Annotated in this window: 13 protein-coding genes; 6 read left to right on the top strand and 7 right to left on the bottom strand. The window is 49.7% G+C overall.

The annotated features are described in order from the left end of the window. Window positions 1–52: 52 nt before the first annotated feature. Window positions 53–3,811 (top strand): SIS domain-containing protein, encoded by a 3,759-nt coding sequence (locus P1P89_04475; protein ID MDF1590751.1) that lies wholly within the window; start codon window positions 53–55, stop codon window positions 3,809–3,811. A 144-nt stretch (window positions 3,812–3,955) separates the two neighbouring features. Here P1P89_04475 and P1P89_04470 read toward each other — a convergent pair whose 3' ends face one another. Continuing rightward, entirely contained in the window at window positions 3,956–4,729 is a 774-nt protein-coding gene (locus P1P89_04470; GenBank protein MDF1590750.1) for a divergent polysaccharide deacetylase family protein, read from the bottom strand. A 376-nt stretch (window positions 4,730–5,105) separates the two neighbouring features. On the opposite strand from P1P89_04470, the gene P1P89_04465 reads away from it, so the two are divergent. The 3 genes from P1P89_04465 to P1P89_04455 all read left to right on the top strand — a co-directional run bounded on the left by P1P89_04465 (window position 5,106) and on the right by P1P89_04455 (window position 7,224). After that, a complete protein-coding gene (locus tag P1P89_04465) occupies window positions 5,106–5,924 on the top strand; it encodes a transaldolase family protein (GenBank protein MDF1590749.1) in 819 nt (272 codons plus the stop codon). Between the two features lie 16 nt (window positions 5,925–5,940). Then, the gene (locus P1P89_04460; protein ID MDF1590748.1) at window positions 5,941–6,645 is read left to right on the top strand and encodes a TIGR04282 family arsenosugar biosynthesis glycosyltransferase; all 705 of its coding nucleotides are present in this window, start codon (window positions 5,941–5,943) and stop codon (window positions 6,643–6,645) included. A gap of 276 nt (window positions 6,646–6,921) precedes the next feature. Further along, a complete protein-coding gene (locus P1P89_04455) occupies window positions 6,922–7,224 on the top strand; it encodes a hypothetical protein (protein MDF1590747.1) in 303 nt (100 codons plus the stop codon). 282 nt (window positions 7,225–7,506) lie between these two features. Here P1P89_04455 and hgcB read toward each other — a convergent pair whose 3' ends face one another. The 5 genes from hgcB to eno all read right to left on the bottom strand — a co-directional run bounded on the left by hgcB (window position 7,507) and on the right by eno (window position 12,806). After that, window positions 7,507–7,812, bottom strand: a complete 306-nt coding sequence (gene hgcB / locus P1P89_04450) for a mercury methylation ferredoxin HgcB (protein MDF1590746.1) — start codon at window positions 7,810–7,812, stop codon at window positions 7,507–7,509. A gap of 21 nt (window positions 7,813–7,833) precedes the next feature. Then, complete coding sequence (gene hgcA, locus P1P89_04445; GenBank protein MDF1590745.1) at window positions 7,834–8,895, bottom strand: mercury methylation corrinoid protein HgcA; 1,062 nt, start codon at window positions 8,893–8,895, stop codon at window positions 7,834–7,836. A gap of 100 nt (window positions 8,896–8,995) precedes the next feature. Beyond that, window positions 8,996–10,636 carry a CTP synthase gene (locus P1P89_04440; GenBank protein MDF1590744.1) on the bottom strand — a complete coding sequence of 547 codons (1,641 nt, stop codon included), beginning with the start codon at window positions 10,634–10,636 and terminating at the stop codon, window positions 8,996–8,998. A gap of 10 nt (window positions 10,637–10,646) precedes the next feature. Further along, entirely contained in the window at window positions 10,647–11,504 is an 858-nt protein-coding gene (locus P1P89_04435; GenBank protein MDF1590743.1) for a hypothetical protein, read from the bottom strand. A gap of 24 nt (window positions 11,505–11,528) precedes the next feature. After that, entirely contained in the window at window positions 11,529–12,806 is a 1,278-nt protein-coding gene (gene eno / locus P1P89_04430; GenBank protein ID MDF1590742.1) for a phosphopyruvate hydratase, read from the bottom strand. A 367-nt stretch (window positions 12,807–13,173) separates the two neighbouring features. On the opposite strand from eno, the gene P1P89_04425 reads away from it, so the two are divergent. Together P1P89_04425 and P1P89_04420 are read left to right on the top strand one after the other, a co-directional pair. Continuing rightward, a complete protein-coding gene (locus tag P1P89_04425; GenBank protein ID MDF1590741.1) occupies window positions 13,174–13,587 on the top strand; it encodes a hypothetical protein in 414 nt (137 codons plus the stop codon). Window positions 13,588–13,797: 210 nt separating this feature from the next. Continuing rightward, window positions 13,798–14,226 carry a hypothetical protein gene (locus P1P89_04420; GenBank protein MDF1590740.1) on the top strand — a complete coding sequence of 143 codons (429 nt, stop codon included), beginning with the start codon at window positions 13,798–13,800 and terminating at the stop codon, window positions 14,224–14,226. 242 nt (window positions 14,227–14,468) lie between these two features. On the opposite strand, the gene P1P89_04415 is transcribed toward P1P89_04420, so the two are convergent. Beyond that, complete coding sequence (locus P1P89_04415) at window positions 14,469–15,209, bottom strand: hypothetical protein (protein ID MDF1590739.1); 741 nt, start codon at window positions 15,207–15,209, stop codon at window positions 14,469–14,471. Window positions 15,210–15,231 lie beyond the last annotated feature (22 nt).

Raw genomic sequence — 15,231 nt, 5'->3', positions numbered from 1 at the left:
TTGCCTTGTTTGGATTGCATTCACTTAATAAAATTACAAATACAAGGTAAACATGGAATCGGCAACCAAATTTAAATTTTTGATCCCAAGCTTACTTACAAAAATTCGCTCCTGTTTTTCCGTCCGGATTTTTTGGGGCCGCCACCCGGCACTGGTCCCCGACCAGGCCATCATATTTTTCCCCTGCCGGGCGAATCTCATTTGCTGCGGCTTTGCGGGCATTGTCGCTTTTAAAAACAAAAAGCGCCCGGACGATAGGTTTGAAACAGCCGCATTGGCTGAGATCGTCGACCGGATACAGAAAAATGGGTTTAGCGCCTGCAAACAGCACAATCTGTCCATCCCTGAACAATATCTGGGCGGCAGCACCCTGATCGATGCATTATGGCAAAAAGTAAGAAGCTTAAAAACCGAGGCCTGTTTTTTTAGCGTTTTCTCAGATTTTAAAATTCAAAAGACACTCGCCGCCGTTTCCGATCAATTAGACGCCGTCATCGCAGTTGAACAAGACCAGTCCGATCGACAAATGGGGGCCATGGAACCCCATCAGGCCATGACCGTCTCAAGCCGGATTGAGAATTTACTGGACATCAGATGGGCTTTGAAAAACGAAATTTTGGAAAATTTAACCCAAATAAAGGAACTGCTCCATCCGGACAATCTGCCGCCGTCCCCTTCCGCCTTGACTATTTTTAAGGAAATCAATTCGGTTCTGAACAGCATCGATCGCCTGGAGGTCAGGGGGCGGGATTCAGCCGGTGTATCCCTCATGCTCACCCTTGGCCAAAAAGAATTTAAAGCTTTCAGAGAACAAATTGAAAAACGCAACCTGCTGGATGGATTTCAGCAGCGCTGCCGGCAGGATGTCCTGGTCAACAGGGGCATCTGCATCCGGAAGGGGAATGGTACGCCTGCCGGCGCTCCCGTATCCATCACCCTTACTTACAAAGTCGCCGCTGAAATTGGGCGATTGGGAGACAATATCCGGTTTCTGCGCCGGCAGATCAAAGGGGATTTGATCCTTCATGAATTGGTCCTATTTCCGAATACCGGGCACACCGTATTGTCGCACACCCGCTGGGCCTCTGTCGGGGCTATCACCGAAGCCAACTGCCATCCGGTGGACAATGCCACCCTGCTAAACCGCTCCGGCAAAAATGGAAACATTTATATCTGTTTAAACGGGGACATTGATAACTATCTGGCGTTAAAATCCACCTTTGAAAGCAACGGCGGTCGGATCCATGACGAAATCACCACCGATACCAAAATCATTCCCCTGCAGATCGAAAAATACCTAAATGCCGGCTGTACCCTCACGGACGCATTTCGCCGCGCCGTCAATGATTTTGAAGGATCCCATGCCATTGCGATGCATTGCGACCTTTCGCCGGGAAAAATTTTTCTGGCCCATAAAGGCAGCGGCCAGGCCATATTTGTCGGTCTGGCGCCGGATCACTACATGCCCGCTTCCGAAGTATACGGCTTCATTGAAGAGACCCCGGCGTATATCAAGATGGATGGGGAAAAGGTCATTGAGGGAGCAAACGGCAGCACCCATGGCCAGATATTTATCCTGAGCCAGGAATCCAGCGGTTCCCTGGATGGTATTCAGGCCATGTTTTATGACGGCACCCCCATTGCGTTAACCGAAAAAGATGTCAAAAAAACGAATATTACCACCCGGGATATCGACCGCCAGGACTATTCTCATTATTTTTTAAAGGAAATTTCAGAATCGCCGAAATCAGTTGAAAAGACGCTCGAAAACAGATGGAAAATCAAGGCGAGTGATCCCTTGCAATATGATCTTGTTCTGGATGCGAAAACGTTTCCGGATTCTCTGAAATCGTCGCTGCTTGTAAACAAAATAAGGCGTGTTTTTTTCGTCGGCCAGGGAACCGCCGGTGTTGCCGCGCTGGCCTGCTCCAATATTTTTAAATATTACCTGGGCGACCCCTTATTCCAGATCAGCGCATTGAAATCTTCCGAACTCAGCGGTTTTCAGCTGCATGAGGATGATGAACCCGACTGTCTGGCGGATACCCTTGTGATTGCCATCAGCCAGTCCGGTACGACCACAGATACCAACCGCACAATCGATATGGTCAGAGAAAGAGGCGCCCACACCATCGCCATCGTCAACCGGAGGGATTCGGATATCACATTCAAGGTTGATGGTGTCATGTATACCAGCAGCGGGCGCGACATTGAAATGTCGGTAGCATCCACCAAGGCTTTCTATTCTCAGATTGTGGCCGGCGCCCTGTTGGGCCTCACCATCAGCCGCCTGAAAGGCTGCCGCGACGACCAATTCGTATCCACCGAACTCAAACACCTGATCGCGCTGCCCGGCCACATGAAAACGGTTTTAATGAAAGGTGCCGCCATTGAAAAATCCGCCCGGCGCCTTGCGGTAACCAAAACCTACTGGGCGGCCGTGGGAAGCGGCCCCAACAAGGCTGCCGCAGATGAAATTCGAATCAAACTGAGCGAACTTTGCTACAAGACCATTTCATCCGACTACATTGAAGACAAGAAGCACATCGATCTTTCCTCGGAACCCCTCATTATCGTCTGCGCCGCCGGTTCAAGGGGGACGGTCATTGGCGATATCATCAAGGACACGGCCATCTTCCAGGCCCATAAGGCAACCCCGGTCGTCATAGCCGACGAATCCGAAAACAGATTCAATCCCTATGCCGCCGATGTGTTTCACGTTCCGAGCGCAAGCCCGCACCTGGCGCCGATTCTGAACACACTGGTGGGGCACCTCTGGGGTTATTACGCCGCCCTGGCGATCAATGAAGGATCCGTATTTTTATATCATTTCCGTGAAAGCATTCAACAATCCATTGACGATTACGCCAAGAAGGGACTCGATGTTTATGAAGTGGTTCTGGAAAATACGTTCAGAGAACGGATCGCACAATTTTACGTTGAGTTTAAAAAGTTAAAAGATCAAAACCGTTTTCACACGGCCATGGGTGTTGAGGATGCTTCGAACCTGACGCTTTTGTTGAAATATCTCTCCGGAAGACTTCCGGCATCTGATTTCGAGAGCGATTTTAACATCAAAGGCACGGCCTTTAACATGATCCAATCCCTTTTCAAGTGTGTCGGAACCGCGATCAACGCCATGGCCCGTCCGGTAGATGCCATCAAGCACCAGGCCAAAACCGTAACAGTGGGAACCAGCCGCATCGGCGAAAAAGTGGAAGGCATCCTATTTGACGCTCTGGCGGCATACGATTTCAAAGCCTCCCATCTGACAAACAGCAACATAATCGTATTGAGGAACCTCCAGGGCATAACGGCAAAAATCAACGGAGCCATTCTTTACCGGATCGCCGGGTTGAATCTTTTGGGAGAAATTACCCCGCAAACAACCATCGAGGTCTTAAAAAAGGAAGGCGTGCTGGCGCAACTGCCCTCCCGGGTCGAAGCCGACCGGACGCTGAAGGGGACCAAGCAGATCATTGTGCGCCAGGGAAACGTCTATATCGGCAAAGGGCGTAAAGACGATCGCAGTATTATCATTATCCCGATCATTTCCACCGCTTCCGCAACAGGCGGGTTGATTGAACACCTGCTGCTGTTAACGATCTCTTTCAGGGAAAATATTCCCCTCCCGGTTAAAATCAAAGCCCTGGGCGGCAAATACGAACACATCAAAAATATTGTTCAGGAAAACAGCATCCCCTGGTCGGATCAGCACCTTGAACTGGTTGAGATTCAAAACCTTTTTGGTATTTCCGCCGAAAAGATCAGCGAGTTCATTGTTTCCCGCTTAAACGGCACCCATTCCTAATCCTGCGCCACGTCTGCACCCTGAATGACGTTATGAATCGTCTCGGAATAATTTTGACAAATTGCCCGCCTAAGCGGGAATGACGGAATGGCATTCTCAGAGAATCGTCGGAAATATTTTATAACAAATTTCTGGGACACGACACTAGAGGATCTCCGACGCGTAGACAAATGAGATATCGCGATCATCTAATTTGTTTACGAATTTTTCAATTGCCTGGGCGGTTTCAGGATAGGGGTGACCGATGCCCACCGCCCGGCCATAAACCTGGGCGTGTTGCCGAAGCTTGAACAGCTGACAAATGATGGCGGATTCATCCACGATATTATCCAAAAAGATGTTGCGGCAGGCTGCCGAAAGATGAAGCTCCAAGGCCGTTCGATAGGCTTTGGAGCGGCTTGAGGTGAGACTGTCCACAAAGAAAAGATTTCTCTCTTTGACAACGCTGAGGGTTTCAAGGATCTCCTTGCGGCAGGAGGTAAAACGCGAACCCATGTGGTTGTTGACGCCGATGGCATAAGGCACCCCGGCAATATTTTCATTCATAATTTCAATAATCTGGCTTTCGTCATAGCCCACATAAAGGGCTCCCGGACCCGGATCAAATTCGGAATTGTACGGCTCCATCGGTTGATGCAGCATGATCTCATGTCCGCGATAGCGCAGTTCAACAGCCAAATTATAGGAATTCCGAAGCCGCGGCAGCACCGCAAAGGTAATGGGAATCCCCGGCTTTAAAAACAGTCTGGCCACCGTGTTGCTGTATCCGATATCGTCAATGATCACTGCAATGCGGGGGTTGTTTTTCAAATTATTAGGGGGAATTTCCTGGGCGAACACTTTAGGAAAATAATCCAGTCCCAATAAATTTCCGGCCAGCAAAGAGGCGCTTTTGATTAAAAAGTTCCGTCGATCCATGTTATTTTCCTTGCAAAGTCATGGATACGCCTATGATAATTTGCGTATTTATTTAGAGGGCCAGACAATTTTTTAAAGGTGTGATGCTTTTTGGAGTCTATACAATATATAGATACCCTCGTCAATATAAAATACCATATATTGGTATATTGCCCTGTTCACTCAAATATGTCTTTTGCCAAATCAATCAACCGGCGCTTCGCATACGCCGGCACATGTAAATGTCCGATTTTCTTGACACCGCGCGCTTCACGACCTTATATTGAAACATATGGAACAAAAGGAAGGTGAAGGGTCTTTATGGCCAATGGTTAAAACCGGTCGACTGTGATTCGAAATCAAATATCAACGCCACAATTTTAAAAAGGAATTCATAATGAAGATTTTTATTGATAGCGCCGATTTAGACGAAATAAAGCAGGGGTATCTTTGGGGAGTTGCCGACGGCGTCACAACCAACCCGAGCCTCTTGAAACAAGCAGTAGAAAAACGCGTTAAGTCCGGGGAAAAGCTCGATCTGAAAGCGTATATCAACCATATTCTGGAAGTTGCCCGGGAAACACCTGTCAGTCTTGAAGTGACGGAGGTTACCACTGATAAAATGTTTGCGCAGGGCCGGCGCCTGTATGACCTGTTTAATCCGACAGCGGGAAATGTGTACATCAAAATTCCGGTCAATCCGGCTTTCAAGGCAGAGGATTCGACCCATTTCGACGGCATTATCGCCATTAAAAAACTGACCGGTATGGGAATACCGGTAAATGCAACCCTGATTTTCACACCTGAACAGGCACTTCTGGCAGCTAAAGCCGGGGCCGCTTTCGTCAGTCCTTTTGCCGGCCGCATCGATGATGACATCCGAAAAAAGGCCGGATTAACCGTCGACAAAACCGCTTATTATCCGGCGGAAGGCATCCAGACCGACGGCAAATATCTCGAAGACAACGGTGTTATATCCGGGATTGATCTCATAGAGCAGTGTGTTCAGATTATCGGGCACTATAACTTCAAAACAGAGGTGCTGGCAGCTTCGTTAAGAAACCCCAGGCAGGTTCGAGAGGCGGCCCTGGTGGGCGCCCATATCGCCACCCTGCCGTTTGGTGTCATTCAGGACATGCTAAAACATCACAAAACATTTGAAGGGATGAAAAACTTTACCGATGATATCGTCCCGGAATATGCTGACATAAAATAAACGGAACGTTTATTTTATGTCTGAAAATCCTTTTAAGAAACTGGCCGTTGTCATGGCCAAGGAACCGGTTCCCGGAAAAGTCAAGACGCGACTGACGCCGCCCCTGACCCCCCGGGAAGCCGCCGATGTCTACCGCTGTTTTCTTCAGGACCGCCTGCTGGCTATGGGTGCATTGTCTGAAGTGGACATCGCCCTGGCATATACCCCTTCCCGCGCACTAAAGCCCTTTATTGATTTCTGCCCGGAAAATTTCGGCCTTTTTGCCCAGCACGGTCGGACCCTCGGCGAAAAACTGTGTCACATCTTCCAGGAAAAGCTGTCGGAAGGGTATGATGCCGTATCGGTCACGGGTAGTGATTCCCCTGATTTGCCCAATCGACTGATCCGGACGTCCTTCGACCGCCTGCTGGTACAAGGGGCTGATCTTGTTCTGGGACCATGCCCTGACGGCGGCTACTATCTCATCGCAGCGACAAAACTTTATCCGGAACTCTTTTCAGGTATCCCCTGGAGCACGGATAAGGTTCTTGCCGCAACACTGAAAAAAGCTGCCGCGTTGGGTCTGAAAACAGAATTGCTGCCCCCTTGGAGAGACCTGGATACGTTTCAGGATCTGGTTCTATACCATCAAAACTGTTTGCGCCGAAAAAGGGATGCAAACGGTCCCGGAAAAATTACCTATTCATTTTTAATAAATCTGCTGAAACTGCAGCAAAGATGAAAATCCATTTCTGAATCCCGTCCATAGCATTCAATAAACCCTGATGATGCAACTACCGGCAAACTTCGCTTTGCGTATGCTAAAAATAATTTTCATAGTCGAAAATTCGTGCCGTCACATCGAAGACGAACCCGAAGGGACTTGTATTGTTGTCCAGCGGTATTATTATCTAACATAAGCGTTTAGGCAGTAAAAGTGGAAATAAGGGGCAAACCGTATCCCTGATATTTTCCTTTCAACTGCTTCACAGCGATTGCCCTAAAGGAGGTGATCATTATGGCAACTGAAAGATATAAAATCCCTGCGGATGTATGTTCTTATGTTGATGAAGAAAAAGGCAACTTAAAACTTGAGATATCAATCCCAGGCGTTAAAAAAGAAAATATCCAGCTTAAAATGCTGGAAGACAGCTTTAACCTCACAGCGCCAAGAGAGGATTTTGACTATGTCACAACGGCTGCTTTTTGCTGCCCGGTAAAGCCGGAAAATACCGATGCAACCTACGAAAACGGCATTTTGAAAATTGTTGTGCCATTTAAAGATCCCATGGACAATGCGGTTCAGGTGAGCATTCACTGACATAAAAACCGGCCGATCCCTTTCGGCTGTAAACGGTAAAAATTACGCAGGACTAAACAAAAAAGGGGCCGCATCCGTTGAATATGCGGCCCCTTTTATTAATCGTCTCGGAATAGTTCTAACGAATCACAGCCTCTCGCCCTGCCCTTTCCACATTGAACCCTGGACTCCGGTCCATGTAAAATCAGAGGAGATGACATATCGGGCAGGCGGATTGCCCCTTGGCGGGGTTTACGATGTTTCCTTCAGTTTAAAAGCCTTCGGTCTTCAGCCTGTGCAATATCAACAACAGGAGGCGCCTTTTTTTTCAATGATACAGCAGCAGGCATCGTTTGTTCTTCCCAGGGCCGAATTGATGACGGCGGCGGCGCACCCCACCCCTGCCTCCACCGTGATGGCTTCGGTGGGACAATTGCCGGCACACGCGCCGCACTCCATACAGTCGTCCCGATTCAGCAGATGAGCCGTTCCATTGTTCATGGCAATCACCCCCTGGGGGCAGACCTCGATACAGATCCCGCAGCCCACGCATTTATCCTCTGAAAGCGCCAGCGTCACCACGTCCTTTAAATAATGATATTGACCCATGACACACTCCCTAAACAAGATCTAATTTACAAAACGGGCGCCTATCCACAACCCCAAGCCCAGCACCCCGGCGCCGATCTGAAAAGGGACCGCCCATCGCATCTCTTTCTTGACTCCTGAAAGGGATGTATAGGTGGAGGCCCCGGTAAAATTCATGGCTAAATAAGAAGATAAGGCCGGAATTAGAAAAAACCAACTGAATGTTTCAAGCGGGCCGTTGCCGGCTACCGGATGGTATCGACGAAACAGCACCAGCGCCAATGCCGCTGCCAGACCCGGCCAAAGGCCTTTAAGCGAAAACGCCCTTCCCGGCAGCCACGGCAGGCCTATCGGGGTCGCAATTGCGCCTGCGGCAATCCCGGCGAGAATTGCCAAGCCGGCAAAAATCCCGTCATTCATGCTGTTGGCCCAAAGCCAGCGGCCGTCGCCAAACCCGCCTGCAAAAAACAAAACCGGGACTATGAACGCGGCAGCCTTAAGGGCCGCCACCAGTTCAATTGGGATCAAGACCAGGCGTTCCCATGTTGAGAAAGTTTTTTGGCGCATCTCAGGCCCGGCTTTAAATCCGTTTTCGAGAAAAGCCGGCAGGTCCTCTGCCCGAATGGGACCGTATATGACTTTGTATCCGGAAAGTTTTTTGACCTGATGCGCTGCAATACCGGGCCCTGCCAACTGCGGCAGGATGATGTCACGATGGGAGACAAGCCGATCCAACCCGCCTGATTGAATTCTTGACACCAGTTCCGTTGTGCCGAAGGTTCCCTTGCCGGCAGCGCACCAGACATTGATGCCTTTAGTATCCAGCACCAGTATCCAGGCGGAACGATCCCCCAGGCCTGCTCGCAGGGAGTCAAAACTCATTTTATAATTTGCGGTAACAAAAACCGGGGATTCCTTCGACGGCCGCCCCAGTGCATACACTCCCGGATCAACGCAGTAATTCATGCGGCCGACCCCCCAGCGCGCCTTAAAGGTCCCCCAGAAATCCCGCGGCAGCAGCCGGGATGATACCTTTGGAATTTTGCCCGCGGCTGTATCCATCGACCCGACCACAAACGGCTGAGCCAGACGGGGAAGGCTCACCTGAGCCTGTTCCTTTGACGGTCAGCAACTGGTCGGAGCAGATATAAATGGTGATTGCGGCGGCCCTTTTCGCTCCATTTCTATTTCCCAACAATGCTTTTTATTTTGTTGATTTTTTTAAAGAAGCCCGGATGAATTCCCGAAACAACGGGTGGGCGTTCATGGGGCGTGATTTGAATTCCGGGTGAAACTGGCAGCCCAGAAACCAGGGGTGGTCGTGGAGTTCCACAATTTCAACCAGCTCGCCGTTGGGGGATATGCCGCTGAATACGAGTCCTTCTTTTTGGAGGGCCTCTTTAAACTGGTTGTTAAATTCATAGCGGTGTCGGTGCCGTTCGGAAATTGCCGGGATGCCGTAGGCCTGATGGGCCAACGTTTCCGCTTTGATCTGACAGGGGTAGGCGCCCAGGCGCATGGTGCCGCCCTTGGCGGAATTAACGTCCCGCTGCTGGACCGTGCCGGTTTTATCGTCATACCATTCCATCATCAGGTATATCACCGGATAAGGCGTATTCGCGTCGAACTCGGCGCTGTGCGCATCTTTCATCCCGGCGACATGGCGGGCAAACTCAATCACGGCAATCTGCATTCCCAGACAGATGCCGAAATAGGGGATCTTGTTTTCCCTGGCATATTTGGCTGCACAGATTTTGCCCTCGATTCCCCGGGTTCCAAATCCCCCCGGGACCAAGATACCGTCGGCGCCAGTCAGCGTGCCCGGACAACTTTTCGGGTCTAATTTTTCAGAATCGATGTACTTGAGATTCACCCGGCAGTCATTGGCAACGCCGCCATGGTAGAGGGCCTCGTTCAGGCTTTTGTAAGATTCGGTCAGGTCCGTATATTTGCCGACAATCGCGATGGTGACATTGTATTTTGGCTCCTTGAACCTTTTGATTAACTCCTCCCAGGCGTCCAGGCGCGGGGCCCGGGTCCAGATATGGAGCAGCTCAACAATTTTATCATCCAGTCCTTCTTTGTGAAAATTCAAAGGGACCTCGTAAATGCAGTCCACATCCTTGGCCGTAATGACCTCATCCACGCCGACATTACAAAAAAGCGCTATTTTGGACTTGATCTCCTTGGACAGGTTTCGATCCGCCCGGCACAGCAGGATGTCCGGCTGGATGCCGATGCTGCGAAGTTCTTTGACACTGTGCTGCGTCGGCTTCGTTTTGACTTCGCCGGCGGTGCTGATATAGGGCACCAGGGTCAGGTGAATGTATAACACATTGTCTTTGCCGACTTCGGCCTTAAACTGCCGAATGGCTTCCAGAAAGGGGAGGCTTTCAATATCGCCGATGGTACCCCCGATTTCCACAATCACAATATCCACGCCATTGGCCAGCAGCTTGATGCTGTTTTTGATTTCATCCGTGATGTGCGGGATCACCTGAACGGTTCCGCCAAGGTAATCCCCGCGCCGCTCTTTTGAAATAACGGCGTCATATATTTTCCCGGTGGTAAAATTATTGTCTTTGCCCAGCCGGGCGCTGGTAAAGCGTTCATAGTGTCCCAGGTCCAGATCTGTTTCGGAGCCGTCATCGGTGACAAAAACTTCGCCGTGCTGGAAAGGATTCATGGTCCCCGGGTCGACATTGATATAGGGATCCAGTTTTTGCAACGTGACCGAAAGCCCGCGGCTTTCAAGCAAAGCGCCGATCGCTGCTGAAGCCAGTCCCTTGCCTAAAGAAGAAAGAACGCCACCGGTCACGAATATGAATTTTGTATTAAAGGCCATTTTTTTCCTCTTATTCATACATTTTTTTGAATTCCTCAATGGTTTTCTTGATCTCACCCATTCCTTCCGGATCCGACGGTTCCACGGCAACCGCCGCAGCCGGTTGAAATCGTTTTTTCAACTGCTGGATATTAAATAAATCATTGGAAAAATTCGTATTTACCTGAACGCTGTCCACCTTGATTTCTCTCACCAGGCGGCCGTTTTCGATGAAAGTGATCTGCACCGGGTACCAGTTATCGGCAAACAGTTGCCAGTTTTGGTACTGAATTTCCAATACAGTGGGCTGGCCGGTGGGGGTTTTTTTGACCATCAGCCAGCGCATGGGCCGAAAGGTTTCCTTTTCGATCCATAGCTGAGATAGGGATTCGTCCGGGTATTGGGCCCCCATGACAAATGCGATCTTATCCTTAAAACGTCCCAGACTGGTCCGGGTTACATTGACACCCATCCAGTTCAGTTTTTGATGCATGACTTCACGGGAATGATACAATAGGATATCTTTGTATCGGTCAAATTCGTTTTCAGGTTCATTGACGATACTTCCGTCGATGGCGGTGAGTGCATCGTGTTTCGTTAAGACATGGACACGCTGGCCGGTTTGGGACTGTAAATCCGACCGGAAATTCTCCGGAAAGACATATCGGACGGTTTCTCTTAATTCAATGCCGGCTGCCGGGGCGTCGGATGGAAACACCGTCTGCTTTTGCGAAACCAGCAGCCGCTTGGCTTTGCCGTATTTAGAGATCATCAGTTCAAGAATATGCGGTCCGCCCAATATGTATGCGTGGGCCGGACCGGAAAATAAAACAGCCCAGCCCATGATCCATAAGACAAGGAATCTAATTATTTTCAAGGTTGAAAACATGCGCTTCCTTCAGCCGGCGGCATCTTATGCGGGTACGAATATATCGTTGGAGAAGCGGGCGCTTTGACCCAGTTCGGCCTCGATCCGGATCAGCTGGTTGTACTTGGCGATACGATCGGAGCGCGACATGGATCCGGTTTTGATTTGTCCGCCATTAACGCCCACCACCAGGTCGGATATAAAGGTGTCTTCCGTTTCGCCGGAGCGATGGGAAATGACGGTGGTATAGCCTACCCGCTTTGCCATCTCAATGGCATCAAGGGTCTCGGTCACCGTTCCGACCTGGTTAAGCTTGATTAATATGGAATTGCCGATCCCCTCTTCGATTCCCTTGCTGAAAATCTTCGGATTGGTCACAAAAATATCGTCACCGACAATCTGAACCGTTCCACCCAAACGATCGGTCAGCAATTCCCAGCTGCTCCAATCCTGCTCGGCCAGGCCGTCCTCGATGGATATGATCGGGTACTTGTCCACCAGATTCTCATAGTAATGGATCATATCCTCCGGTGAAAGGATCTTTTTTTCGGATTTCAGGCTATATTTGCCCTTGGCGTAAAACTCGCTGGCAGCCGCATCCAGAGCGATCCCGATATCTTTACCGGGTTTGAATCCGGCGGACTTGATGGCGCTGATGATTAGTTTTATGGCTTCTTCATTCGATTTTAAGTTCGGTGCAAAACCGCCTTCATCTCCCACGCCCGTGCTCAAGCCCTTATCCTTTAAAATCTTTTTAAGCGCATGAAATGTCTCGGCCCCCATTTCAACGGCCTGGATCATGGTTTGGGCTCCCACCGGAATGATCATAAATTCCTGGATATCCAGATTGTTGGCGGCATGCGCGCCGCCATTGATGATATTCATCATCGGCAGCGGCAGATACCTTGCGTTGATGCCCCCCAAGTACCGGTACAGGGGCAAACCGTAAGCGGATGCTGCCGCTCTGGCCGCCGCCATGGACACTGCCAGAATCGCATTCGCGCCCAGTTTTGCCTTGTTGGGGGTGCCGTCCAGTTCGATCAGGAAATTATCCAGCCCGATCTGATCGGCTGCATCCATTCCCAGAATTTCCGGGGCAATCTTTTCAAGAATGTTTTTAACGGCCGTCCGGACCCCCTTGCCGCCCAGCCGTTTTGACCGTTTATCGCGCAATTCCAGTGCTTCTCGCGTTCCGGTAGATGCACCGGAAGGGACTGCCGCTCGTCCGGAGGCGCCGCAGAGAACAATAACATCGGCTTCAACTGTCGGATTCCCCCTGGAGTCAAAGATCTCCCTAGCCTTTACATCGATAATTTCAGTCATGGTCCCCTCCTGTGAGTGAAACATTGGAAATAATTATTGAAAATTCCCCTGAACGGGTGGTTCCATCAAGAATCTTGACAAAATTCGAATACATGTTAGTTACTCCTCTTAAGTATTTATGTCAAGATGCTGCCGCGGGGTTTTCGCACCTTTTTGTGTTACTGTGAATGCATCCGACTTCTTATGGTTGATGGCCAAAGAAAGTAGCGCTGCTGAAGCGTATCTTTGGGGCCGAAGCCGTTTGAGATCCCCCCTCGGCACCTCTTCGATACCTCCCTCTCCCTTCTTGTGAGAAGGTCGGGGTGAGGGTGTAACTGTCTGAATTTATTTTACGAAGCCTTTCGTGCGGAGATCGGAGCCGTCACATATGGACAGACAAGAGATCGACTTATACGCCAACGCGCACCTGGTTGTCGCAGCCGTGCGTGTTATTGAACACCAGAACGCTTCTCCCGCTTCCATCGAAGCGCTTTGCACGATGTTGTCATTCTCCCTTGAGCAGGGGCATCATATCTGCCGGAAGCTTGCGGAAATGGAAATCATCGGCATGGTGGAAGGTGCCTACGGAATCAAATTGTATATCAAGGATCATTTAAAAATCGAAGAAATCCCTAAAGGCCAGGTTGAGAGCAAAATAGAAAAAGAACTGCAGAAGTTTCAGACCGCAAAGAAACAGATTTCACAAAAAATCGAATCCATCAAGTCCGAACAGGCCAAAAAGAAGCAGGACCTGTTTGCCGAACTGGAACAGAAACTAAAAAAAGGCCTGGAAAAAAAATAAACCCGAGATACGACCAGGGGCTATGGACCAGCCAACCACACCTGAAAAATTGAATACGGTTCTTACCATTATCACTCGCAATTTAAAACTGAACCGTATCCCCTTTGCGGTCATAGGGGCACTGGCCTTAAGTATTTATGGCCTCCCACGGTTCACTGCCGATATTGACCTTATCACCGAAGGGCGTTTATGGACACATTGGAGCCTCTCATGAAACGCCTGGGATATACCTGTTATCAGAAGACCGACACGTTTGTGCAATTCGAATCGGAACTGGGCGCATTGGGATATATTGATTTCATGTTTGTCAATACCTCCGCTGGAATTGCCATTTTAGAGCGCAGGGTAGAGATCGAAGATGAATTGCTTGGGAAATATCCGGTCGTTCAGCCTACGGACTATCTGATATTAAAAATGATGGCTATCGCAAATAATCCTGAGCGCAGTGTAAAGGATAAGGCTGATATTGCGTCCTTTATAAATCTCCTGCAAAAAGGTCAAGTGCCAAATGTCTTTGAACCGCTCGATATGGAGAGGATTCGTTTGTTTGCCGACCGGTTTGGGCAGAAAAATTTAATTGAGAAATATATGGGTCTGCCTGAGCCTGACAAGGCCGGCAATGGGCTGTTTGAACTATGAAAACCCCGGCGAAAAAAAACAATTCAGGTGCCGGACGGCGCCGGATAATCATTGAAATGATCGAAGCCGGCTTTCGCCTGTCCGAGAAACTCGGTCGGCATCCATTAACGCAAGGCTGTAACTGCATGGCCTGCATTCATCACAGAAAACGCATTTTGGAAACAACCGCAAAGGACTGGAAATTTAGGTTGTAAGTCTGTTTTTATTGAAGAACCCTGCTGTTGCGGTTCGACCGATTCGAGTCAGTTATCCTTATCATAAAGATTAATAACCAGTCGGGGGGGGTCTTCCATTAAAAAGTCGGAAATTTTATATTGACCCGGAAGCACCCCGATGGACACATCCAGACCACTGTCTGTCTTATCCAGTTTAACCCAGGAATCGAATGTCCGGTATTTGCGATAGGGACGCAGGCGGGTCGTTATATTCATTATGTTGAAGCGTATCTCCTCTCCCGCTATCCGAGGGCTGCTATAATCGATGGGTCCGGAATACTCAAACACGATGGAGGCATACTGGGGATGGCGCCCGCCCCGCATGGTCCTTAAAAAGGGTTTTGTTGCGGCGGTTGATGGCTCAGAGATTTGAGGCGGCGGCTGAGATTCAGTTTTGGAGGGGTCGTTCGCTTTCGGCAAAACCACGACAGCGGTTTCTTCTTTGGGGGTCATCGGAGCCGCCGGGGCGGCCTTAACCGGCTCCGGTTTCGTAGATACCTGAGGTGAAAGCTTCTCAGGCGCTTGAGCCGGCGGTTTTATATCGGCCGCAGCTGTCACGCTTTCAACCTTATGCGCCGACTGCGTTTCAACCTTAAAGCGAAACATCTGGGGCTGAATCGAATCGGCATAAAGGCTGCCGGCATCCCCCATGACCGCAGTTTTGGCCAGTATCAGACCGGCCGCAATCAACACCGCGGTCATAACCAGACAGATCACGATGGAATTATCTTTGATGATGATTTGCCGGGATGTATTATTCTTTTCCACTTCCTGCCTATTTGTGTCTGTA

The organism is Desulfobacterales bacterium (assembly GCA_029211065.1).
GTDB lineage: Bacteria > Desulfobacterota > Desulfobacteria > Desulfobacterales > JARGFK01 > JARGFK01.
Note: the sequence above shows the minus strand (reverse complement) of the source record. Positions and strands in the feature narration are given on the sequence as shown.

What these genes read in the sequence shown, in the direction of transcription:
- P1P89_04475 (MDF1590751.1), top strand. Translation starts at nt 53, where the DNA reads ATGGAATCGGCAACCAAATTTAAATTTTTGATCCCAAGCTTACTTACA.
- P1P89_04470 (MDF1590750.1), bottom strand. Translation starts at nt 4,729, where the DNA reads ATGGATCGACGGAACTTTTTAATCAAAAGCGCCTCTTTGCTGGCCGGA.
- P1P89_04465 (MDF1590749.1), top strand. Translation starts at nt 5,106, where the DNA reads ATGAAGATTTTTATTGATAGCGCCGATTTAGACGAAATAAAGCAGGGG.
- P1P89_04460 (MDF1590748.1), top strand. Translation starts at nt 5,941, where the DNA reads ATGTCTGAAAATCCTTTTAAGAAACTGGCCGTTGTCATGGCCAAGGAA.
- P1P89_04455 (MDF1590747.1), top strand. Translation starts at nt 6,922, where the DNA reads ATGGCAACTGAAAGATATAAAATCCCTGCGGATGTATGTTCTTATGTT.
- hgcB (MDF1590746.1), bottom strand. Translation starts at nt 7,812, where the DNA reads ATGGGTCAATATCATTATTTAAAGGACGTGGTGACGCTGGCGCTTTCA.
- P1P89_04440 (MDF1590744.1), bottom strand. Translation starts at nt 10,636, where the DNA reads ATGGCCTTTAATACAAAATTCATATTCGTGACCGGTGGCGTTCTTTCT.
- P1P89_04435 (MDF1590743.1), bottom strand. Translation starts at nt 11,504, where the DNA reads ATGTTTTCAACCTTGAAAATAATTAGATTCCTTGTCTTATGGATCATG.
- eno (MDF1590742.1), bottom strand. Translation starts at nt 12,806, where the DNA reads ATGACTGAAATTATCGATGTAAAGGCTAGGGAGATCTTTGACTCCAGG.
- P1P89_04425 (MDF1590741.1), top strand. Translation starts at nt 13,174, where the DNA reads ATGGACAGACAAGAGATCGACTTATACGCCAACGCGCACCTGGTTGTC.
- P1P89_04420 (MDF1590740.1), top strand. Translation starts at nt 13,798, where the DNA reads ATGAAACGCCTGGGATATACCTGTTATCAGAAGACCGACACGTTTGTG.